At 52.7% G+C, this 24,238-nt stretch carries 9 protein-coding genes; 3 read left to right on the forward strand and 6 right to left on the reverse strand.

What is annotated here, in order from left to right:
• The first annotated feature begins 827 nt into the window (after positions 1 to 827).
• The 3 genes from OQ371_RS26200 to OQ371_RS26210 all read left to right on the forward strand — a co-directional run bounded on the left by OQ371_RS26200 (position 828) and on the right by OQ371_RS26210 (position 3,292).
• Positions 828 to 1,739, forward strand: coding sequence for a helix-turn-helix domain-containing protein (locus OQ371_RS26200; RefSeq protein ID WP_265991490.1), 912 nt, complete (start codon positions 828 to 830; stop codon positions 1,737 to 1,739).
• A 96-nt stretch (positions 1,740 to 1,835) separates the two neighbouring features.
• Positions 1,836 to 2,597 carry an SDR family NAD(P)-dependent oxidoreductase gene (locus tag OQ371_RS26205; RefSeq protein ID WP_265991491.1) on the forward strand — a complete coding sequence of 254 codons (762 nt, stop codon included), beginning with the start codon at positions 1,836 to 1,838 and terminating at the stop codon, positions 2,595 to 2,597.
• 413 nt (positions 2,598 to 3,010) lie between these two features.
• Positions 3,011 to 3,292, forward strand: coding sequence for a hypothetical protein (locus OQ371_RS26210; RefSeq protein ID WP_265991492.1), 282 nt, complete (start codon positions 3,011 to 3,013; stop codon positions 3,290 to 3,292).
• A gap of 121 nt (positions 3,293 to 3,413) precedes the next feature.
• Here OQ371_RS26210 and OQ371_RS26215 read toward each other — a convergent pair whose 3' ends face one another.
• The 6 genes from OQ371_RS26215 to OQ371_RS26240 form a co-directional block, all read right to left on the reverse strand.
• A complete protein-coding gene (locus OQ371_RS26215) occupies positions 3,414 to 16,619 on the reverse strand; it encodes a putative Ig domain-containing protein (RefSeq protein WP_265991493.1) in 13,206 nt (4,401 codons plus the stop codon).
• 1,267 nt (positions 16,620 to 17,886) lie between these two features.
• Positions 17,887 to 18,999, reverse strand: a complete 1,113-nt coding sequence (gene gmd / locus OQ371_RS26220) for a GDP-mannose 4,6-dehydratase (RefSeq protein WP_265991494.1) — start codon at positions 18,997 to 18,999, stop codon at positions 17,887 to 17,889.
• A 29-nt stretch (positions 19,000 to 19,028) separates the two neighbouring features.
• Positions 19,029 to 19,967, reverse strand: coding sequence for a GDP-L-fucose synthase (gene fcl, locus OQ371_RS26225; protein WP_265991495.1), 939 nt, complete (start codon positions 19,965 to 19,967; stop codon positions 19,029 to 19,031).
• A gap of 43 nt (positions 19,968 to 20,010) precedes the next feature.
• Complete coding sequence (locus OQ371_RS26230; RefSeq protein ID WP_265991496.1) at positions 20,011 to 21,342, reverse strand: UDP-glucose dehydrogenase family protein; 1,332 nt, start codon at positions 21,340 to 21,342, stop codon at positions 20,011 to 20,013.
• Positions 21,343 to 21,478: 136 nt separating this feature from the next.
• Positions 21,479 to 23,149 carry a WcaI family glycosyltransferase gene (locus OQ371_RS26235; RefSeq protein WP_265991497.1) on the reverse strand — a complete coding sequence of 557 codons (1,671 nt, stop codon included), beginning with the start codon at positions 23,147 to 23,149 and terminating at the stop codon, positions 21,479 to 21,481.
• Positions 23,150 to 23,291: 142 nt separating this feature from the next.
• Complete coding sequence (locus OQ371_RS26240) at positions 23,292 to 24,170, reverse strand: glycosyltransferase family 2 protein (RefSeq protein WP_265991498.1); 879 nt, start codon at positions 24,168 to 24,170, stop codon at positions 23,292 to 23,294.
• Between the last annotated feature and the right edge of the window lie 68 nt (positions 24,171 to 24,238).

Raw genomic sequence — 24,238 nt, forward strand, 5'->3', positions numbered from 1 at the left:
ATAAACTTTGGACTAATTTGTATTAAAGAAAAACCGGTTTAAGTAGATCTAGACGGTTTATTTTTCTACAATAAAAATTAATTATACGGTGTCAATTAACCTAACTGTTGACCCTTTAAAATATCACAGTATAGATACGCTAAAAATTTATATAGAATTATAAAATTTCATATAACCTATCCTCATCTACCCGCCTATAAATAGACAGTTTTTTTAGTAATATTAAAAATATATCTTCTGATATATAGAGGCTTATGTCTTATTTATTACCCTGGACCGCCTATTTATCAGACAAACAAATCCACATTATCCCTTCTCGCCATTAAAGAATATTGAACAAAACATATCTTCTCAAATCTACAAAGACTTAGCTGATAACATAATTGCCATACAAAGCCTCAAACTTTACCAGCTTAGTCAGGTCGTCAGCCAGCCAATAAATCTTCTTAATAATTTCACAATTCAACAGATTTTAACGCATTATACCTACGGCAAAGGCTTCTCTTCCGCATCACAGAAAATATTTGTCTTATTATTCAAAGTCACTACTCGAATTTCTACCTCGTAATTATGACAACTTAGCGCAGACACCGGTTATAAAACACCCCGCTCTTGTCTGATTAATCGGCTTTGTAGAATCACTTTCCTGAACGAAACTGCTCCCGTATGGATATTCGAGCAAGTTCTGTGTCCAGGCATTGAAACTTCTTTTGCAGGGATGCCTTGTAGATAAAGAAAACCCCAACTGGTTAATAGCAGATTAGGCCGGTCCGGAAGCATCTACTCTGTTAATGCGTATATTTGATTCTTGCAAATTTTGTCCTGTCATGGAGATTAAAACCCTGGAAAGTTTTTACAAGGATACGGCTGCGTTAATTCCCGAAGGCATCAACAAGGAAATTGGTCATTTTAATGTCTTTAAGATTGACGAGATACACGCGCAAAATCGCAAAAACCCTAAACCGGTTATGCCGTATAACCGCCGTGCCTATTATAAAATCAGTCTGATCAGTGGTCGCAATCGGGCTGAATATGCCGACAAGGTTATCGATATCGAAAAAAACGCGCTGCTTTTTGCAACCCCGAAAATTCCTTATCACTACGTACCGCAGGATGACGACCAGTTTGGCTATTTCTGCATTTTTACGAGCGATTTTCTGCTTCACAGTAAAAGTGGCGTTGTATTGGACGAGCTGCCGATTTATCATCCCGGTGGTTATCCTATTTTTCTGCTTTCCGACGAAGAGGCCGACGACATATCGTACGTATTCAAAAAAATGCACAACGAATTGTCTTCAAATTACGCTTACAAGTATGATCTACTAAGGAATTACGTCCTCGAACTGATCCATCTTGGCCAGAAGCTGCAACCCGCAACGGCCTTATACCCAACCCATAATGCGTCGGCCCGGGTTTCGTCGCTGTTCATTGAACTTCTGGAGCGGCAGTTCCCGATTGAGTCGCCCCACCAGAGGTTAAGCTTGCGCACGGCGAAGGATTTTGCCGACCGGCTGGCGGTTCACGTCAACCACCTCAACAAAGTCTTGAAGGAAAACACCGGCAAAACCACCACCGACCTGATCAGCGGCCGCGTTCTACAGGAAGCGAAAATCCTGCTCAAACAAACTGACTGGAATATCTCCGAAATTGCTCATTCCCTCGGCTTTGAAGAAGTAGCCCACTTCTCCAATTTTTTCAAGAAGCAGACTTCCTTTGCACCACTGGCCTTCCGGGCTTAAGCGACTTTGAATTTTGCAAATGATGGATTGATGCTTGCAAACACCTGAATCTTGAGGCACTCTACTTTTGTATCATCATAACCAATCAAAACAAAGATGAACAACAGTAAGATTGCGCTGGTAACCGGCGGCAGCCGTGGTCTGGGAAAAAATATGGCCTTAAGCCTGGCTCAAAAAGGGATTGACGTTATTCTCACCTACAACAGCCAAAAAGATGAAGCAACGGCGGTGGTGAACGAAATCGAACAAATTGGGCAGAAAGCGGCATTTCTGCAACTAAACACCGGTGATGTAGGGAGCTTTGACGGCTTTTTTGAACAGTTAAAAACTATTCTGGAAACCACATTCGGCGCGGACCGTTTCGATTTCCTGATTAATAATGCCGGTATCGGTATTCACGCTCCATTTGCTGAAACCACCGAAGAACAGTTTGACCAACTGTCGAATATCCATTTGAAAGGGGTATTTTTTCTGACGCAAAAGGCTTTGCCGCTGCTGAATGACGGCGGACGGATTGTCAACGTTTCGAGCGGACTGGCTCGCTTCGCCGTTCCTGGCTCTTCGGCCTACGGAGCGCTGAAAGCCGCCGTTGAAATGCTGACCCGATATCAGGCTAAAGAATTGGGTGCTAGAGGAATAACCGTCAATGTGGTCGCTCCGGGCGCCATTGAGACGGACTTTGGCGGAGGCCAAGTGCGGGACAATGTTCAACTGAACCAGTGGGTAGCCGGTGTTACGGCTTTAGGTCGCGCGGGCCTTCCCGACGATATTGGCGGTGTCGTGGCTTTCTTGTGTACAGATGACGCCCGGTGGATCAACGGCCAACGAATTGAAGTATCCGGCGGGATGAACTTGTAAGTCTGCTTTTTCCTTTTTTTCTGAAAGTTATAAACCCATCATTTGTGGCAATTGTCCACATTTGGTGGGTTATTTTTGCTTCAAACCCCTTTCTAAGCTTCAAAAATACACCCATCGTATTTCTGATAATTGGGTAATAACCGCCCGAAATAGAATTGGATGATCAGATGTTTTTTAATTCTTTACCAAATTCCTTCTTCATAGTTTTCGGCTTAATCTCTTGCTAGCTTTTATGGGCCTGTTTGACGATAAAACGCCTTTTCAACTTTTTCTTCTTGTAAAAACACCATTTCTACTGTTTTTTACCAATTCCTTCATATTTTAATTATAAAAAGATTGAGTATATCCCGTAAAACATTCGAAAATAGATTGACGTTTGTATATCATATATCCATTAAATCGCTATCAATACCATGGAATATATCATCCTCGGAATACTCGCTTTACTAGCAACGGTTGCGGCTATCTATAAATCCAGCTTATCCAGTAGCCAGCAAAAAACCAAAAACAGTCTGATCAACGCACTCATTAAAGTCTGCATTAAAATGAAAGCTGATCCGGAACTTCTGGCGGCACTAAAGAAACGTGGTCAGGAACTGGATGATGACGATCTTCTGATGCGGATTAATTTGTGGCTTTTTTCTGAATCAAAACATGAGAAGCAACTTTCGGGCACCATCAAAAATTACGACTGACAGCTCCCAAGGCAATCAAATCCCATATTTAATGTAGTGAAGCAGAACCAATCTATTTTACGAATACAAAAACGGTCCAGGAATGCTCCTGGACCGTTTTTGTATTCGTAAAATATAATTGTTAGTGAGTTTTGATCACCTTCAGGGTTCGGCTTTGTTCCGGAGTACTGACTCGAAGAATCAAAATACCCGCAGCCTGCCCTTTAACTGACAACCGTTGCTGTTCCAACGAAGTCGCTTCCTGAAGTTGAAGCTCAGCTACCGTTTGTCCTTTTGCATCCAGTAGTTGCGTTCGCAACGGACGACCGCTGGCTCCCTTCACTTCTACTACTACCTCATCATTGGTAATCGGGTTACCTAACAACACCACCTGCAGACCACCATCCTCTTCCGCCGAGACACGTGCTCCGGATGCCTGATCGATGACCGTGAAGCTGATCGTCAGCGGAGTACCCGCCGTGCCCCCGGCGGCTGTGGCCGTGTATGGCGTGGCCGTCAGCGTGTAACTGCCCACCGCTGGTGTCCAGTTGTTGAAGTTGCCGTTGCTGTCGCCAAACAGGGCATAGGGTACCCCGTTGTCAACCTGGTTACGGCTTTGCTTGCCACTCAACACCATCCGCACCGAGCCCACTGTACCGGGGTTGGTATTAACCCGGATGTTGATGCTGCGCGAAGCCAGCGTGGCCAGGTTGACCGTCTCCCCATCACTCATCACCTTGATCTCCTGATCACTGGTGGCGTTCATCAAGCTGAAGCTAACCACACTTTGCGGAACTGCTGGGTCCGGATTAACCGTCACACTAATGACTTCCTGCGCAGACAGAACCGGGCTACCATTGTCGGTTACCTTCACTGTCAGGCTAAAGGTGCCGGTGGTCGTCGGCGTCCAGCTGAAGGCCCCCGTGCTGGCGTTGATGCTGGCACCCGATGGACCCGACACACTGTAGGTCAGCGTTTGAGCCGGCACATCACTATCCGTCGCTTGAGCTGTGAAACTTAGCGTTTGACCCAGCGTGACAGTTTTGTTGCCGATGGCGGTTAGCACCGGGGCAAAGTTGGTGACAGGGGCCTGGTCGATGACCGTGAAGCTGATCGTCAGCGGAGTACCCGCCGTGCCCCCGGCTGCTGTGGCCGTGTATGGCGTGGCCGTCAGCGTGTAACTGCCCACCGCTGGTGTCCAGTTGTTGAAGTTGCCGTTGCTGTCGCCAAACAGGGCATAGGGTACCCCGTTGTCAACCTGGTTACGGCTTTGCTTGCCACTCAACACCATCCGCACCGAGCCCACTGTACCGGGGTTGGTATTAACCCGGATGTTGATGCTGCGCGAAGCCAGCGTGGCCAGGTTGACCGTCTCCCCATCACTCATCACCTTGATCTCCTGATCACTGGTGGCGTTCATCAAGCTGAAGCTAACCACCGCCTGCGACTGCTGCGGGGCAGCACTGACCGTCACCGTAATCACTTCCTGGGCTGACATGGAGGGGCTGCCATTGTCGGTCACCGTTACGGTCAGATTCACCGTACCCGTCGTGGTGGGTGTCCAGCTGAAGGCCCCCGTGCTGGCGTTGATGCTGGCCGATGCCGGGCCCGTCAGGCTGTAGGTCAGCGTCTGAGCCGGCACGTCACTATCGGTCGCCTGAGCCGTGAAGCTTAACGTTTGACCGACCGTAGCGGTCTTGCTGCCAATGCTGGCCAGCACCGGGGCCGTGTTGGCCGGGCTGATGCTGATCACAAAACTGCCGCTGACACTGCCACCTTTACCATCATTGGCCGTCACTTTCACACTCAGACTGGCCGGTGTACTGCTGGTGGGTGTACCGCTGAAGGTGCGACTGCTGGCGTTGAAGCTCAGCCAGGCCGGCAGGGCCGCATTGTTCTCCAGGCTGGCCGTGTAGGTCAGAGCATCCCCATCGGCATCCGTGAAGCTGCCCGCGCTGAACTGGTAGCTGAAGGCCGTGCCCACTTTGGCGCTTTGATTCACCAACGCCGTGGCTACCACCGGGGGCTGGTTGGTGGGGGCGGCCGTGTTGACTGTCACCGTGATGACTTCCTGCGCCGACAGAGCGGGCGAACCGCTGTCGGTCACCTTGATGGTCAGACTCACCGTACCCGTCGTGGTGGGCGTCCAGTTGAAGGCTCCCGTGCTGGCGTTGATGCTGGCCGATGCCGGGCCCGTCAGGCTGTAGGTCAACGTTTGAGTCGGCACGTCGCTGTCGGTGGCCTGAGCTGTGAAGCTCAGCGGCTGACCCAGCGTAACGATCTTATTACCAATCGCAGCCAAGACTGGAGCGGTATTAGATGGGCTGATGCTGATCACAAAACTGCCGCTGACACTGCCACCTTTACCATCATTGGCCGTCACTTTCACACTCAGACTGGCCGGTGTACTGCTGGTGGGTGTACCGCTGAAGGTGCGACTGCTGGCGTTGAAGCTCAGCCAGGCCGGCAGGGCCGCATTGTTCTCCAGGCTGGCCGTGTAGGTCAGAGCATCCCCATCGGCATCCGTGAAGCTGCCCGCGCTGAACTGGTAGCTGAAGGCCGTGCCCACTTTGGCGCTTTGATTCACCAACGCCGTGGCTACCACCGGGGGCTGGTTGGTGGGGGCGGCCGTGTTGACTGTCACCGTGATGACTTCCTGCGCCGACAGAGCGGGCGAACCGCTGTCGGTCACCTTGATGGTCAGACTCACCGTACCCGTTGTGGTGGGCGTCCAGTTGAAGGCTCCCGTGCTGGCGTTGATGCTGGCCGATGCCGGGCCCGTCAGGCTGTAGGTCAACGTTTGAGTCGGCACGTCGCTGTCGGTGGCCTGAGCTGTGAAGCTCAGCGGCTGACCCAGCGTAACGGTTTTGTTGCCGATGGATGCTAGTACCGGCGCGGTATTTGCCGCCTGAGCTGCTCCAATTATGATCACAAAACTGTCGCTTACATTACCTCCTCGTCCATCGTTCGCCGTCACCTTTACAGTGATACTGGCGGGGTTTGCACTGGTCGGTGTACCGCTGAAGGTGCGACTGCTGGCGTTGAAGCTCAGCCAGGCCGGCAGAGCTGCATTGTTCTCCAGGCTGGCCGTGTAGGTCAGAGCATCCCCATCGGCATCCGTGAAGCTGCCCGCACTGAACTGGTAGCTGAAGGCTGTGCCGACAGTAGCGTTTTGATCCGGCAAGGCAATGGCCAGAATCGGTTGCTGATTCGCTGGTGAGCTTGCTGCAATAATTTCAATGGCATTAACCTTGGCGCTCTGGGAGCTGCCCTGACTGAAGGACAAATTCAGCGTGCCATCGGTCACATTGACACCAATAGTCTCCTGGACGGCCTTGAGCGTACCACCGGCTTTCTGAGCGATGTCATACTCGGTCAACCGGCGCACACCTTCGGCATCCACGTTGAACTTGCGGGTGGTCGTACCATTGATAACCCCCGAGAAGGTCTCGGCAAAGTGCAGCACCACATTGTAGTACCCATTGGTCACCGGCACATCATAGTTGAAGTTCCCGTAGCGTTCCGTTTGATACAAAGCATCATCTTCAGTCGCATCAATGGGCACGTTGCCAGCATTGGCGGTGCTGCCCCCGGTAAAGTAGGTATCAGCCACAAAAGGTCGACCATTGACGGCGGTGTAAGCTACCCCACCCGCGTTGATCCGCGTGCCAGCCTGGTAAGGTAGCGGATTAACCGTCACACTGATGACCTCCTGAGCCGATTGAGCCGGGCTGCCGTTGTCAGTTACTTTAACCGTGAAGCTAGACGTACCCGTTGTGGTCGGTGTCCAGCTGAAAGCTCCCGTGCTGGCATTGATGCTGGCTGATGCCGGGCCGCTCAGACTATAAGTAAGTGTTTGCGCCGGTACATCGCTATCGGTCGCCTGGGCAGTAAACGTCAGAGTCTGACCTACGGTAACGGTTTTGCTACCGATTGCTGTCAATACTGGAGCTGTGTTAGCAGGTGTCGTGATCGTAATCACGAAACTGTCGCTGACCGTTGCTCCTTTGCCATCGTTCGCGGTTACTTTCACGGTGATGCTGGCTGGTGTACCACTGGTCGGTGTACCGCTGAACGTCCGCGTACTGGCATCAAAGCTTAACCAGGCGGGCAGAGCTGCATTGTTCTCCAGACTAGCGGTGTACGTCAGGGCATCCCCATCGGCATCCGTGAAGCTGCCTACACCAAACTGGTAGTTAAATGCGAGGCCCACCGTGGCGTTTTGATCTGGTAAGGGAGCTGCAACGACCGGTCCTCGATTAGCCGGTGCCGTACCCGCTACCACTTCAATGGCATTGACCTTGGCGCTCTGGGAGCTACCCTGACTGAAGGACAGGTTCAGGGTGCCATCGGTCACATAAACACCAATCGTTTCCTGGACGGCTTTGAGTGTCCCACCGGCTTTCTGAGCGATGTCATACTCGGTCAACCGGCGCACACCTTCGGCATCCACGTTGAACTTACGGGTGGTCGTACCGTTGATAACGCCCGAGAAAGTCTCGGCAAAATGCAGCGTAACGTTGTAGTAGCCGTTGGTTACGGGTACATTGTAGCTGAAGTTGCCGTAGCGTTCGGTCTGATAGAGAGCATCATCGTCGGTGGCATCGATGGGCACATTGCCCGCACTGGCGGTGCTACCCCCGGTGAAGTAGGTATCAGCCACAAAGGGTCGGCCATCCACAGCCGTGTAAGCCACTCCTCCCGCGTTGATGCGCGTGCCAGCCGCAAACGGAGGCTGCACCACCGTCACACTGATGACCTCCTGCGCCGACAAGGCCGGACTGCCACTGTCGGTTACCTTCACTGTAAAACTAAACGTACCCGTGGTGGTAGGCTTCCAGCTGAAAGCCCCCGTGCTGGCGTTGATGCTGGCCGATGAAGGACCCGATACGCTGTAAGTCAGCGTCTGAGCCGGTACGTCCGCATCGCTGGCCTGAGCCGTAAAGGTCAGACTCTGACCCAGGCTCACCGTCTGGCTACCGATCGACGACAGCACCGGCGCCAGGTTGGGTGGCGGTGTGCCGGCCACCACTTCAATGGCATTGACCTTGGCGCTCTGGGAGCTACCCTGACTGAAGGACAGGTTCAGGGTGCCATCGGTCACATAAACACCAATCGTTTCCTGGACGGCTTTGAGTGTCCCACCGGCTTTCTGAGCGATGTCATACTCGGTCAACCGGCGCACACCTTCGGCATCCACGTTGAACTTACGGGTGGTCGTACCGTTGATAACGCCCGAGAAAGTCTCGGCAAAGTGCAGCGTAACGTTGTAGTAGCCGTTGGTTACGGGTACATTGTAGCTGAAGTTGCCGTAGCGTTCGGTTTGATAGAGAGCATCATCGTCGGTGGCATCGATGGGCACATTGCCCGCACTGGCGGTGCTACCCCCGGTGAAGTAGGTATCAGCCACAAAGGGTCGGCCATCCACAGCCGTGTAAGCCACTCCTCCCGCGTTGATGCGCGTACCAGCCAAGAAGGGAGCCGGTTTAACCGTTACCGTAACGACTTCTTCCGCTGATAAAACAGGAACCCCATTGTCAGTGACCTTAACGGTTAGACTAACCGTACCCGTAGCGGTGGGCGTCCAAGTGAAGGCCCCCGTGCTGGCGTTGATGCTGGCCGATGCCGGGCCTGACACGCTGTAAGTCAACGTTTGAGCCGGTGTGTTCGCATCCGTAGCCTGGGCCGTAAAGGTCAGTGCCTGACCAACCGTGGCGGTTTTGCTGCCAATCGCCGTTAGCACCGGAGCCGTATTGATGGTATTCACACCCGTTCCATTAAGCTGAATTGTAGTGCTCTCGCCAGAACCCGGATGCGTGATGGTTAACGTAGCCGTTTTACTACCAACCGACACGGGTTTAAACTTCACGTTGATCGCAATGCTTTTTCCAACTGGCAGAACAAATGGTAAGGTATACGGCGTCTGAACCGTAAACTCACTGCTTCCGCTGATAGAAAGTGCTGAAATGACGATAGCCTGATTACCCGTGTTGTTCGTTACCGTAATCGTGGTATCCTTGGTTGAATTAGGCACGGCATATCCCACCGTTACATTCAAAGGTGCCGTCAATGTACTTTGCGCTAACGGCGTGCCCGATGGCGTGGTAGGTCCTGATTTGTAGAACACCTCCTGGGAAGACAGTAAGGGTGAACCGCCCTGCGACGCTGAACCCGCCACCGTGTAGATGGACCCGTTGTTAACAATGGCCTGGGTGGCGTGCCGTCCCTGCTGGAGGTTGGCAAATCTCCGCCAGGTACCAGTAGTGACGTTCAACGCTTCGGTTTCGTTATGGGCCGCAGGCTGGCTGCTTTCCCCCCCAATGACCACCAATTCTCCGTCCAGGGCCACAACCGAGACACCGGCCCGCGGAGTCGGAATCGGGTTGGGCAACGTAGACCATTGGCCCGTGGTGAAATCATACACATCCACCTCCGGTACGGTTAGCGTAAAGGTCTCATTGGTGTTGTAGGAAGTACGGCGACCGCCCGCTGCATACAGTTTATCACCAATAATGGCCGCATGGAAGTGATCACGACTGCGGGGTGCGTCGGGCAGCGTTTTCCAGGTATTGGTAGCCGGATCAAACTCGTCAAACCAATTCACGTAACCTCCGCTGTGACCGTTTGTAATACCGCCCGCTATGTAAATTTTATTGTTATAAATGGCAATCCCGGCGGCTCCCCGGCGTCTGTTTGCCGGAATTTCGGGACCCTGAATCCACTGATCCGTTTTGGGGTTGTAAATGTAAACATTCGGGACGGGTGGTTCGGCCGGATAGTTATCGGTCAGAACTCCTACCGCATAAATAAGCCCATCCATGGTAACGGCCTGGAAGTGGTGCATGTTCAGCGGTGTTGCGGAAGCATTTACCCAAGTGCGAGCCACCGGATCGTAAACCTGCACGGGTTTAATACCCCGGCCACCCATTAAATAGAACTTGTCACCCGCCTGTACGTAAGCTCCTTCCTGACGAGCCGTTGGTGCTCCGGAAGTTGGAACGATGGTTTCCCAGGTTCCGACGAATACCGGCGTCGTGATGGTAATCACAAAGCTGTCGCTGACCGTACCTCCCCGATCGTCATCCGCCGTCACTTTCACGGTGATGCTGGCCGGACTTCCTACCGGCGGTACCCCACTGAAGGTGCGCGTGGTGGCGTCAAAGCTTAACCAGGCGGGCAAGGGTGAGTTATTGCTCTGGATCGCCGTGTATATCAAGACATCATTGTCGGGATCCGTAAAGCTGTTTTCACCAAATTGATAATTGAAGGTACTTCCAACTGCCGCATTTTGGTCCGGTAACGCGCTGGCTAATACCGGTGTCTGGTTGGGTGGCGGAGTAGCCGCGATGATCTCAATGGCATTGACTTTCGGATTCTGAGACGTTCCCTGGCTAAAGGAAATGTTCAAGGTGCCATCGGTAACGAAAACGCCCACTGTTTCCTGAACGGCCTTGAGCGTACCACCGGCTTTTAGAGCGATGTTATACTCAGTCAGTCTCCGGCGGCCTTCCAGATCGACGTTGAACTTACGGGTGGTGGTGCCGTTGATAACCCCCGAGAAGGTCTCAGCAAAATGCAGCACCACATTATAGTAGCCGTTAGTCACCGGTACATCATAGCTAAAGTTACCATAACGCTCGGTCTGGTAGAGAGCATCATCTTCGGTGGCATCGATGGGCACCGCACCCGCGTTACTCGTTCCTCCTCCGGTGAAGTAGGTATCAGCCACAAAGGGACGGCCATCCACAGCCGTGTAGGCCACTCCACCCGCATTGATGCGCGTGCCAGCCGCAAACGGGGGCTGCACCACCGTCACACTGATGACCTCCTGCGCCGACAAGGCCGGACTGCCACTATCGGTTACCTTCACTGTAAAACTAAACGTACCCGTGGCGGTAGGCTTCCAGCTGAAAGCCCCCGTGCTGGCGTTGATGCTGGCCGATGCCGGACCCGACACGCTGTAAGTCAGCGTCTGAGCCGGTACATCTGCATCGCTGGCCTGAGCCGTAAAGGTCAAACTCTGACCCAGGCTCACCGTCTGGCTACCGATCGACGACAGCACCGGCGCCAGGTTGGGTGGCGGTGTGCCGGCCACCACTTCAATGGCATTGACCTTGGCGCTCTGGGAGCTACCCTGACTGAAGGACAGGTTCAGGGTGCCATCGGTCACATAAACACCAATCGTTTCCTGGACGGCTTTGAGTGTCCCACCCGCTTTCTGAGCGATGTCATACTCGGTCAACCGGCGTACCCCTTCAGCATCCACGTTGAACTTGCGGGTGGTCGTACCGTTGATGACCCCTGAGAAAGTCTCGGCAAAATGCAGAACCACATTGTAATAACCGTTGCTCACCGGTACATCATAACTGAAGTTGCCGTAGCGTTCGGTTTGATAGAGAGGATCATCTTCGGTGGCATCGATGGGCACATTGCCCGCACTGGCGGTGCTACCCCCGGTGAAGTAGGTATCAGCCACAAAGGGACGGCCATCCACAGCTGTGTAGGCCACTCCTCCCGCACTAATCCGTGTGCCGGCTGGGAATGGGGCCTGAATTACGGTAACTGTAAAGACTTTCTGATCCGACAGGACCGGTGTTCCGTTATCGGTTACTTTGACCGTGAAACTAGACGTACCCGTGGTGGTAGGCTTCCAGGTGAAGGCCCCCGTGCTGGCGTTGATGCTGGCCGATGCCGGGCCTGACACGCTGTAAGTCAGCGTCTGAGCCGGTACATCCGCATCACTGCCCTGGGCCGTAAACGTCAGGCTTTGACCTAAGGTGATTGTCTGGCTGCTAATCGAAGCCAGTACCGGAGCCAGGTTGGGTGGTGGCGTGCCGGCTACGATCTCAATGGCATTGACCTTGGGATTCTGGGAACTGCCCTGCGTAAAGGACAGGTTCAAAGTACCGTCGGTCACATTGACACCAATGGTCTTGCGGACGGCTTTCATCGTCCCCCCCGCTTCCTGAGCAATGTTGTATTCGGTCAACCGGCGCACGCCCTCGGCATCCACGTTGAACTTACGGGTGGTCGTACCGTTGATAACGCCCGAGAAGGTCTCGGCAAAATGCAGCGTGACGTTGTAGTAGCCGTTATTCACCGGCACATTGTAACTGAAGTTGCCGTAGCGCTCGGTCTGATAGAGAGGATCATCGTCCGTGGCATCGATGGGTACTGCACCGGCGTTACTCGTTCCTCCCCCAGTGAAGTAAGTGTCAGCTACAAATTGGTTGCCGTCCAAGGTGGTGTAGATGGGTCCACCCGCATTGACCCGGATGCCCGGAACGTCCGGATTAACCGTAATGGAGATGGTCTCCTGAGCCGACAGTACGGGCGTTCCGTTGTCCGTGACTTTGACGGTCAAATTAAAGATACCCGTAGTCGACGGCGTCCAGCTGAAGGCACCGGTGTTGGGGTTAATGGTTACCCCCGCCGGTCCTGAGACGCTGTAGGTCAGCGCCTGAGCGGGAACATCCGGGTCCGTCGCCTGGGCCGTAAACGTCAGCGGCTTACCCACCGTAGCGTTTTTAGAGCCGATGGACGCCAGTACCGGCGCCAGATTGGATGGCGGAGCCTGGTCTATTACTGTAAAGCTGACGGTCAGGGGCGTACCGGCCGTTCCGCTGGCTCCTGCACCGGTGTAAGGCGTGGTCGTCAGGTTGTAGCTGCCCACCGCGGGGGTCCAGGCGTTGTAGTTGCCGTTGCTATCCCCAAACAACGAATACGGGAATCCGGTCTCGGTCTGGGTTCTGGCCTGCTTACCACTCAGCACCATCCGAACGGACCCCACGGTATTAGGATTCGTATTGGCCCGAATGTTCAGATTACGGGTAGGAAGCGTCGCCAGGTTTAACTGCTCACCATTGGTTATTACCTTGATTTCCTGCTCGGTATCGGCATTCATCAGGCTGTAGCTTACCATCTGCTGACCGTTACCCGCCGGACTGTTGACGATAACCGTCACTACTTTCTGATCGGAAAGCGCCGGCGAACCGTTGTCGGTTACTTTTACCGTCAGGCTGAAGGTTCCCGTCGAAGTCGGCGTCCAGCTCAGAGCGCCCGTCGTGGGGTTGATGGTGGCCGACGATTGTCCCGACACACTGTAGGTTAGTGTTTGCGCGGGCGAATCGCCATCCGTCGCCTGAGCCGTCAGGTTCACGGTCTGGCCCAGCGTCACGGTCTGGCTGCTGATGGAAGCCAGCACCGGGGCCTGATTGGGGGGCGGGGTGCCGGCCACAATCTCAATGGCGTTGACCTTCGGATTTTGGGAAGATCCCTGACTGAACGCCAGGTTCAGGATACCGTCGGTTACACTGACACCGATGGTTTTCTGCACGGCTTTCAAGGTGCCGCCCGCTTCCTGGGCAATGTCATATTCGGTCAGTCGGCGTACGCCCTCAGCATCGACGTTGAACTTGCGGGTGGTCGTGCCGTCAATCACTTTGGAGTAGGTTTCGGCAAAGTGCAGCGTGACGTTATAATAGCCGTTGCTTACCGGCACGTCATAACTAAAATTACCGTACCGTTCGGTTTGATAAAGAGCATCATCGACAGTATTGTCAATTGGTACGGCCCCCGCGTTCGTGGTGCCACCCCCGCTGAAATACGTATCAGTCGTAAACTGGCGACCGTCCGTCATGGTAAACGCCGGTCCGCCCGCGTTTACCCGGATACCCGGCGCGGGATTAACCGTTACGGTAACTACTTCCTGGGCCGACAGGGCGGGTGAGCCACTGTCGGTTACTTTGACCGTCAGGCTGTAGGTGCCGGTGGTCGTCGGGGTCCAGGTAAAGGCGCCGGTGCTGGCGTTGATGGTAGCCCCCGTCGGCCCGGTGACACTATAGGTCAGTACCTGGCCGGGCACATCGTTGTCGGTGGCCTGAGCCGTAAAGGTCAGCGTTTGACCAACACTAACATTTTTGTTCCCGATTACCGTCAGCACGGGAGCGGTATTGGTCGGCACATCTTGCGTAACGCGGATAAAATCCCAGGCCGCCGTGAAGGGCGTTGACCCCACCGAGGTTGAAAGAATACCGATTGCCAGAGCCGGTGGTCCCTGAATGGCTTCCAGTAACGAACCGCTCACCTGAATGGCCGGACCGAGGTTCGTTACCGGACCATTGTCCTTGGAGTACTTGGGCTGCACCATGCCCGTCACCGGATTGACCGCCAGATACAGGTCCATCGTGGTAGACGGTTTTCCGCCCGGCAGCGAATACGTATGGTTTGAAACGACGACACCGTTGTTCTCATAAACAATGTCAACGCCACCCGCGCCACCGTCGGCACCCAGCGTCATTTTCAGGTAGTTATCCTGATCACCGGTACCGATGAACGTCCCCAGCGCCTGCCAATACTGCGGAGTCTGATCGTTGAAGTAAGGTCCCAGCAACCGGGTTTGTAACGTAAACGGTCCCGTGCTGGTGGTCGTGTTGACACCGAACATGAAGCCGTTTTCCTGGTTGTTCTGCGTACCGTGGGCATCGCCGGGCGTCGTGTTGTTAACCGAAAAAGCGCCAACGGCACCACCGGCTACCAGATTTTGCTCATCAAACAGATCCCGATACGTAATACCGGGTTGTTTCGGCAGCATCAAGCCCGTGAAGCCCAGACCAAACAAGCCCGTTCCCGGATCACCGTTGAAGAGTTCGTACCGAATGGGCAGGTTGGTGGTGGTTCCGTTGCTGGCATCCAGCGCAAAATAATCGACGTCATCGTTTATTCCGTCGTTGTCATCATCGGGGTCGTTCAAATCCGAGAGCAAATCCCCGTCGGCATCACTGGGCCGGCTGGCCGATGAGCAGGGGTTGCTGCCGTTGTCAATTTCGTCGGCGTTGCTGTAGCCGTCGCCGTCATCATCGTACGTTGTGCTATAAGCGGCCACGCACTCGCCCGAAGTGTTTTCCGGTTCAAACACGTAGATGTTGCTTTGCAGGTAGCACACCACCCAGACCGTCCCCGGAAAAATGTCGTTGTCGCCCTGGGCGGTAATGTCCAGCGGCTGCGAACCAAAGTTCGAAGCAAACGGCATATCCAAGTTGCTTCTTTTGGCCCCGCGTGAGTTGAGAACTCCTGTACCGTCGGCCGTTAGCGTTACGTTCTGAACATTTCCGTCAAACGAAGCAATGAGCAGGTGGCCCTTTAAGGCATTATTAAACAACGAAGACGTGTACTCCGTGATCCCGTTGGACGAACTGTTAAAGGTCAGCAGGGCATTATTAGTCTCGCCCGGATTCTGAAAATCACCTTCAATGGGGTGCGCCATATTAACCGGCACCGGTGGCCAGTCGACTGGTAGCGGGCTGGCACCGGTGGTGCTGTTACGCCAAACGCCCACGCCGTTGGCGTGGGTATACAGACCCGCTCCGGCTGGATTGGCCCGAATTGGGTTGGGGTGGCCCCCGTAATACGTTCCTGAGATATAAGAGCTTAAGTCACCGATATAGTGAAAGCCATCTATATTGTTTATTTTAGGATCGTTCGGACCGGCTTTGGTTGAACCAGGCTCGCCAGTAACATATTCATTGGTAGCGGTTCCCACGCCTTCCTTAGCCGGGTGCCCTCCCCAGCCCGGGTTGGCACCGTTATCGGTCACGTACATTTTGCGGGATTTGGTAATGACCAAATCATAGGCATTGCGGAAACCCGTGGCAAACACCTGCACCGGACCACCCGGCACAATCTTGGCCTGATTTAAACCGTCGTTACCACCAAAAGGGTCATTAGCATCGGGATTGCCGGGCCGATCGGGGTCATCAAGGGTCGGCAGGTCGTATTTGTATTTGTTAGGGCCGGTTCCCTGTATGGGCATGGCTTCGATGGCCGCCAGGTCAATAGAAAGGATGGCTGTTGTTAGGGCGTACTCGGGTGTAAATCCAAAATTATTAGATGGAGAGCCCGCATTGGTGATTCCTCCTGAAGCTAAATACAAAGTTGAACCATCCAACTGCATCCCATTAATGGAATGATTTTCCTCCGAACGCGGTAAGCCCCGCACCAGGTCAACTTTATCCCAACCGGTTGGGGTTTTTGTCAGCTTCGAAATGATCCCAGAGTTGGTATCCAGGTTGAGATCGCCCTCGGGACCGCCTTCGCGGCTATCGCTGGAGCTGACGTAAAGAACTGGATTGGCGGCCGTTCCCGTTACGACCAATCCGGTCACTTGCCGGACGGTTACGCTCGTGGCCAGGCTGCCATCGTCGTTGTGGTTTGGAATCCCGTTGATTAACGTAATGGTTTCCTGACTCGCAATTGCGTAATTATTAGGACCGTTTTTAACGATCGTAAAAATCTTGAGCTGACCGTTTTTCTGGGAAACGTAAAGCCGACCATCGGGGCCAAACTGCAACGAGGTCGGGTTTTTTAAAGCCGCGGAAATCGCCAGTCGCGCCCCCTTATTACTTTCTTGTAAAAGGCTGGCCGTAAAATTGAATTTGGAGTTTTTTAGCTGCTCACTGGTCACCTTACTGGTGTTCTCTTTCTTTTTAAGTACGTACGGGCTTTTGTGTTGATCCCGGTCCGGACCGTTACTTTTGTTAGAGTGACTCCTTAAACGCAACTTTCGTTGCGATATGATTTTTCTTGGGGAGTTGAATTACCAATACTTTACTAATCTACTGCTGACGGTAAAGTAAAGTAATTTATAGGTAATTTTTATACTGTGTGAAAATGACAAATCCGGTAATTTTCACGATTACTTTAATTGCACAAACAACTAAACTGGCCATTTAGTAAAAAAAAAATAAGCCCGTATATAATTAACGAACAGCATAAAAATCATACAAAGATTAACTTTGCCCAACTCAATCATGTGTATTTTATTGATTATTAATAACTTATCGAAAAAAATAAAACCTTTTAATATATAAAAAACCAACAATAAACATATCATTTATGCTCATGCCGTATTATAAATATTCACTATTAAAAGTAAGTAACTACTAGCCGATTCCGTAAAATAAATATTATCCATTGTATAAATTTTTCTTACTTTAATTACATTAATAAAAAATTAAAAATCTGCCATTGATTGAGCATTCTATTCAAATTAATCTATCTGTGGTAAGCATTTATGATTCCAACTGCCAACTAACTTATTGACCAATCTTTATCAATTGCTTGAGTATACAAAAATAAGTCTAGCTGTAGATTATATAAAATTTAAGTGAAGCTGTAGAAGTGGTATTAATTTGGGTGAATGATTTCGTCTGATTAACCGATTTAACTTTCATTGAGTAGATGTTACATGGCAACTTGCATTTTAAAAACCGAAAAAAGGCTTAATTATTAAGAAGCGCCTATCACAGAAATAAAAATAATTTCAGATTTTATCGGTATCAAGATTGTAAGAGCAGTTTTTCAAGTTCAATTCCACCCTATTTATCAGACAAATTCATCTTATCCCTTCCCCTTCAATCGTCATTATATCATACTATAAAGAATAAAAAAGAATAACTATGCATCATTTATCAGACAAAATAAATAATCTAATAATTACCCTATTCAACTCCGACTATCAATGAGAATAAAAAGGCTCGTCAAAACCAGTCGACTGGTTTTGACGAGCCAGCAATTCAGATCGGCCAACCGACCAGTGATTATAAGGCAGTCATTTGCTATTCAAAGTAATTGGGCATCAGGTGACCTTGCTCAGCCAGCAGCTGATCCCGCCGGAACAAGGCCACATCCGACTGCATCATGTCCTTGACCAGACCCGCCAGATCATACTTGGGCTGCCACTGCAACTGCGTCATGGCCTTGGTCGGATCCCCCAACAACAAGTCCACCTCCGTCGGACGGAAATACCGCTCGTCGATGCTGAGCACTTCCTGACCCACCGCCACCGGAAAGTCCGGATCACGGGCACTGACCACGTACGCCTTCTCGTGGACACCCTCCCCCTGGAAGGCCAGCTCCACGCCAATTTCGGCAAAAGCCATCTTGACAAAGTCCCGGATGGTGGTCGTCACCCCCGTGGCAATCACAAAGTCCTCGGCCCGCTCCTGCTGCAAGATCAGCCACATCGCTTCCACATAGTCCTTGGCATGGCCCCAGTCCCGCAGCGAATCGATGTTGCCCAGAAACACCTTCTCCTGCAGACCCAAGCCAATCCGAGCCACCGCCCGGGTGATCTTGCGGGTCACAAACGTCTCCCCCCGCAAGGGCGACTCGTGGTTGAACAGAATCCCGTTGCAGGCATACATGCCGTATGCCTCCCGGTAGTTGACCGTGATCCAGTAGCCGTAGAGCTTGGCCACCGCATAAGGCGAACGCGGGTAGAACGGCGTCAGCTCCGACTGGGCGTGGCCCTGCACCCCACCGTAGAGCTCCGAGGTGGAGGCCTGGTAGATGCGCGTCTTCTGGCTCAGCCCCAGCAGCCGCACCGCTTCCAGGATGCGCAGCGTGCCGATCCCGTCGACCTGGGCCGTGTATTCGGGCTCGTCGAAGCTCACCCGCACGTGCGACATGGCCCCCAGGTTGTAGATCTCATCGGGCTGCACCTCCTGGATGATGCGGATGATGTTAGTCGAGTCCGACAAATCGCCGAAGTGCAGCTTGAAGCGCACGTTTTGCTCGTGGGGATCCTCGTAGAGATGGTCGATGCGCTGGGTGTTGAACAGCGAGCTCCGGCGTTTGATGCCGTGCACTTCGTAGCCCTTCTCCAGTAAGAGTTCGGCCAGGTAGGTGCCATCCTGGCCCGTAATGCCCGTAATTAATGCTTTTTTCATAGATAATCGTAATTCATGTTGTATAGATCCTAAACGTATACCTCCTGGTTAGCCAGGAAATCCTGGTAGGTAGCGGCAATGCCTGCTGACAGGTCGATGCGGTGCTGCCAGCCCAGGTGGTGCAGCCGCGACACATCCATCAACTTGCGGGGCGTGCCATCGGGTTTGTCCGGATTCCAGCGCAGTTCTCCTTCGAAGCCCACGGTCTGTTTGACCAGTTCGGCCAGCTCCCGGATCGTCACATCCTGGCCGGTGCCGATGTTGACAAACAGCTCCTCGTTGTAGCCTTCCATCAGGAACACGCAGGCGTCGGCCAGGTCATCGGCGTGCAGAAACTCCCGGCGCGGGGAGCCCGTGCCCCACACTTCCACCACCGGCTCGCCGTGGAGTTTAGCCTCGTGAAACTTGCGGATCAGCGCCGGCAAGACGTGCGAACCGTTCAGATCGTAGTTGTCGTTGGGGCCGTAGAGGTTGGTGGGCATGGCCGAGATGAAGTTGCAGCCGTACTGGCTGCGGTAGGCTTCACAGAGCTTGATGCCGGCAATCTTGGCGATGGCGTAGGGCTCGTTGGTGGCTTCCAGGTAGCCGCTCAGCAGGTAGTCTTCCTTCAGGGGCTGGGGGGCCAGCTTGGGGTAGATGCAGGAGGAGCCCAGAAACAGCAGTTTCTGGACCCCAAACTGGTAGGCGCTGTGGATGATGTTAGCCTCAATCAGCAGGTTGTCATACAAAAAGTCGGCCCGGTAGCGGTTGTTGGCCCAGATGCCGCCCACTTTGGCCGCTGCCAGCAGCACGTAGTCGGGCCGTTGGTCGGCAAAGAAGTCGGCGACGGCTGCCTGGTTGCGCAGGTCCAGCTCGGCCGAGGTGCGGGTGACCAGGTTCTGGTAGCCTCGGCGTTGCAAGTTGCGCACCAGCGCGGAGCCCACCATGCCCCGGTGACCCGCTACGTAGATTTTTGCGTCTTGATTCACTCCTGATTGAGGTTTATGAAATGCGGTTTCGAATCTGTTTTACTTAGGCGGGTTGCTTCACATCCGTACCGATGGCTTCCCGTCCGATGCTGTAGTAGGTGTAACCCAACTCCTTCATCTGATCCAGCTCGTAGAGGTTGCGACCATCGAAGATCACCTTGTTCTTCAACAGCAAAGCCATCTTGCCAAACTCCGGCGTGCGGAACATCGGCCACTCGGTCATGATCACCAGCGCATCGGCATCGTCCAGGGCCGCATACGAGGTGTGGGCATAGGTGATCTGGTTGCCCAGCACCTGCTTGACGTTCTCCATGGCTTCCGGATCATAGGCCGTCACCTTGGCTCCGGCCGCCAGCAGCGCCTGGATGTTCTCCAGGGCCGGGGCCTCCCGGATGTCATCCGTGTAGGGCTTGAAGGCCAGCCCCCACACCGCAATCGTCTTGCCCTGCAGATCCCCGTTGAAGTGCTGGTTGATCACCGGCAACAGCTTGGTCTTCTGCTGAGCGTTGACCTCCATGACCGACTTGAGGATCTTGAAGTCGTAGGCGTACTCCTCAGAGGTCTTGGCCAGCGCCTGCACGTCCTTGGGAAAGCAGCTGCCCCCGTAGCCAATGCCGGCAAACAAAAACCGCTTGCCGATCCGGCTGTCGGTGCCGATGCCCCGGCGGATATCATCGACGTTGGCTCCTACCTTCTCGCACAGGTTGGCAATCTCGTTCATGAAGCTGATCTTGACGGCCAGAAACGAGTTGGCCGCGTACTTGGTCATCTCCGCCGAGCGCTCGTCCATGAAGATAACGGGGTTGCCCTGGCGCACCAGCGGAGCGTAAAGCTTGGTCATGATGGCCTTGGCCCGCTCCGACTGCGTGCCGATCACCACGCGGTCGGGTTTCATGAAGTCTTCGATGGCCACGCCTTCGCGCAGAAACTCGGGGTTGGACACCACATCAAACTCCACCTGAGCCGCCAGCGAGATGTACTCGTGGACTTTCTCGGCGGTGCCCACCGGCACGGTGCTCTTGTCGACGATGACGGCGTATTCTTTCATGATCTGGCCCAGATCGCCGGCCACTTTGAGGATGTATTTCAGGTCGGCCGATCCGTCTTCACCCGGCGGAGTGGGCAGGGCCAGGAAGATGACCTCGGCGCCTTCGATGCCTTCGGCCAGGTTGGTCGTAAACTTCAGGCGTCCTTCGGCGGTGTTGCGGTTGAAGAGGACATCCAGACCGGGTTCGTAGATGGGGATGATGCCATTGTTGAGTTTTTCGACCTTGCGTTGGTCGATGTCAATACAGGTAACCTGGTTGCCGGTTTCGGCAAAGCAGGTGCCGGTCACGAGTCCCACGTAACCAGTTCCTACAACTGCAATTTTCATAGCTTAAAATGGTTTCGTAAACAAAAGTTGGTTTCTACTAAAATATTCAAGTAAGGGGGGCTTTAGAATCAGGCTAGCAAAAACACAATCCAACCGCCAATGCCGTTGAGCTTGTGATCATTGTGTTTTATTTTCTTTATTTTCCTACGTTGAGTTGTCGATCAGCATCAGCCAAAACCATGCTTTTCTCGACAACAGGATCAGCATCAGGGACACCTGCTACTTCGACTAGTTGCTTCAGGAAGGTATTCAGGATATTTTCTTTATCCAGATTTCTTTCGGCATACCGTCTGGCGTTCATCCGGTACGAGGTCAGGTCGGTTGCAATGTTTTCGTTGATGGCATCTTTCAAAGCCTCAACCGATTCCGGCTCGATCAGTATTCCCATGTTGTGTTTGCTCACGATATCGTGCAGGGTGGTTCCCGGAACGGCCGACACCAGTGCACACCCTCCGGCAGCTAATATTCCCGTCAACTTAGAGGGTAATACCAGATCCGAAGCCGACTTCTTCTGCAAAACCAGGTGTATATCTGCCGTGGCCAGCAAGGCCGACAGCTTTTCGTATGGTTGTAAGGGGTAAAATTTGATATTAGGCAACCCGTAGCTCTGAGCGAGCGCCATTAATTTATCTTTTCCTCCGCCTGATCCAAAAATCAGGAACTGAACGTCGGGGCGGGATGTAAAGGAACGAGCGGCTTCGATGATGATTTCCAACCCTTGTTTTTCGCCCAGACTTCCAGAGTAGAGAATAACTTTATCCGACTCCCTTAACCCCAGTTCTGCCCGGAGGGATTGCGATCGGGATAACGGCCTGACGTACTCTCCGTCGACCCAATTCGGAAACAGCACACATTCAGACTGAAGCACTTTCTTTTGAGTAACCTTCCGCACCATTCCTTCGCTGATGGTCGATACGACGGTGCAATTCTTCAGAATGAACGCTTCCACCTTGAACATGATGTCTAAAAACCGCTTGTTTTTAATCATGCCCAGGTCCTTCGCCATATCAATCTGCAAATCCTGAATATGACACCAGAGGGGTACGTTAAACAATTTGCTGTATAGCACCGGAATGACTCCCAGGTGAAAAGGGGGCGACAGACAGATAACTGCATCGTACCGTTTGCGAAATAGTATCCGAAACCAATACACCAGACTGCTCGCGACAAATGAAAATTCGTGCAGAATCCGGGTGAGCGAGGTTACCTTCCTGGGAACATACAACGGACACCGGTGGACCCGTGCTCCTCCAATCTGCTCGGTATGCCATCCTTTATTTTTGTGGGAATCATGTATAGCCCATTCCGGATAGTAAGGGTGAGCCGTAATGACATCAACTTCCTGATCATGCTTTGCCAGCCAGGCCCCCATTTCACCCGTGTACTTACCAATGCCGGTCAGTTCGGGTGAATAGTTGATCCCGTAAATTAAAATTCTCATACTCGGAGTGTTTTTATAACGTCTGTCGAAGACTTTTCGAATACCAGCCCTCTTCAGCATCCATCTACTCATTCCCAGAACTGCCATGCCGCAGAGGGTCCCGAATGCTGCCGACAGGCTATGATCCCAATCAAAAGGCCGGTTCAGTAATAACAGCTGTCCGACTTCCGAGAGAAATATGACGCCCACCAGCCCAACCCAGGTAACGACCCAACGGTGCATCGGCTGCCGGGTTCGGTCCAGCCATAGACCACTAAATAACCCCAGAAATACAAACAGGGATGCATTCATCATGGTATCGGCGTTGGACCAGCGCGTCAGCCAGGCCGGCAGAAATCCATACGTACCCACCCTCAGATCAGGCATCCAACTGAGGTAGAATATGGAGACTACGTTTGCCCAGATTACAATGAATAGCAGACTTAAACGCACGATTGTGGGATAAGAAACAGGTAGATTTTATGCTGAACAGTTTGCTGTCTATTCCTAAAAGTTAACTGCTCTTTTATTAAACTTTAAGTGATTCGGGCACTACGGTAGAAACAACTTCCTGTTCTTCCTCCGACAGCTCACGTATTTTGCAATACATCTGGGTGAAATAGGCCATCTTCAACAGGGCGAAAGCAAAGCCCCGGCTACCGTCCCGAAAACCGCCCATCAGAAAAAAACTTCCAAAGAAAAAAGCCGGGCCCAGCAACGGGGTACGCATCAGGCCATACTTAATGCGTTGCATCCACGACCATTTATTAACGCTTTGGGTGTCTTTCGACATTTTCAGGAAACGGGCGGCTTCCCAGCTGGAATATTCGTTGTGCTTCGTCACATAATACGAGATACCTCGCATGTCCTGGTGATCGATTTTGCTTTTAATGGTGCCAATCTCCCCTTCCAGTACGGGATGTTCGTGCACTTCCATATCCAGCTTACTCCACTGTTTCTCGTCGATTCGTTCGTACTCTCCGGCACCTACTCTGAACAAGGCCAGCTTGTGCAGAAAGTAGCCTCCCTTCATCGGTTTTCCCATAAAGTAGATTGTATACCGCAACCAGTAGCCTACTTTATCGTCCCGTTTGAGGGCTTGCCGTAATTCAGCTTTGAATTTGTCGGTCAGAAACTCGTCCGCATCCAGAAACATTACCCATTTGCTTTGAGGGGTATGGTTCCGTAAATACCAGTTACGTTTTTTGGGGAATTGCCCATTCCAGACAAAATCCACCACTTTCGCGCCGTATTGCAGCGCAATTTCCTTCGTACGATCAGTGCTGCCGGAATCGATCACAACTATGTTGCGCGCCAGGTCAGGCCCTATGGAAGCAAGGCAGATGGCCAGGTTCTTTTCCTCGTTTTTGACAGGAATTGCAATCGTTAGATCCAGAGGTTCAATCATAACATTTCGTCATTGAATGTGTCCATTAACAGCAAAGTGATAAGGGCTACAAATATCTTTTATTTCTT

The sequence above is a fragment of the Larkinella insperata genome (assembly GCF_026248825.1).
In the GTDB taxonomy this organism is placed as follows: domain Bacteria; phylum Bacteroidota; class Bacteroidia; order Cytophagales; family Spirosomataceae; genus Larkinella; species Larkinella insperata.

What these genes read in the sequence shown, in the direction of transcription:
- OQ371_RS26210 (WP_265991492.1), top strand. Translation starts at nt 3,011, where the DNA reads ATGGAATATATCATCCTCGGAATACTCGCTTTACTAGCAACGGTTGCG.
- gmd (WP_265991494.1), bottom strand. Translation starts at nt 18,999, where the DNA reads ATGAAAAAAGCATTAATTACGGGCATTACGGGCCAGGATGGCACCTAC.
- OQ371_RS26205 (WP_265991491.1), top strand. Translation starts at nt 1,836, where the DNA reads ATGAACAACAGTAAGATTGCGCTGGTAACCGGCGGCAGCCGTGGTCTG.
- OQ371_RS26240 (WP_265991498.1), bottom strand. Translation starts at nt 24,170, where the DNA reads ATGATTGAACCTCTGGATCTAACGATTGCAATTCCTGTCAAAAACGAG.
- OQ371_RS26235 (WP_265991497.1), bottom strand. Translation starts at nt 23,149, where the DNA reads ATGCCTGATCTGAGGGTGGGTACGTATGGATTTCTGCCGGCCTGGCTG.
- OQ371_RS26200 (WP_265991490.1), top strand. Translation starts at nt 828, where the DNA reads ATGGAGATTAAAACCCTGGAAAGTTTTTACAAGGATACGGCTGCGTTA.
- OQ371_RS26230 (WP_265991496.1), bottom strand. Translation starts at nt 21,342, where the DNA reads ATGAAAATTGCAGTTGTAGGAACTGGTTACGTGGGACTCGTGACCGGC.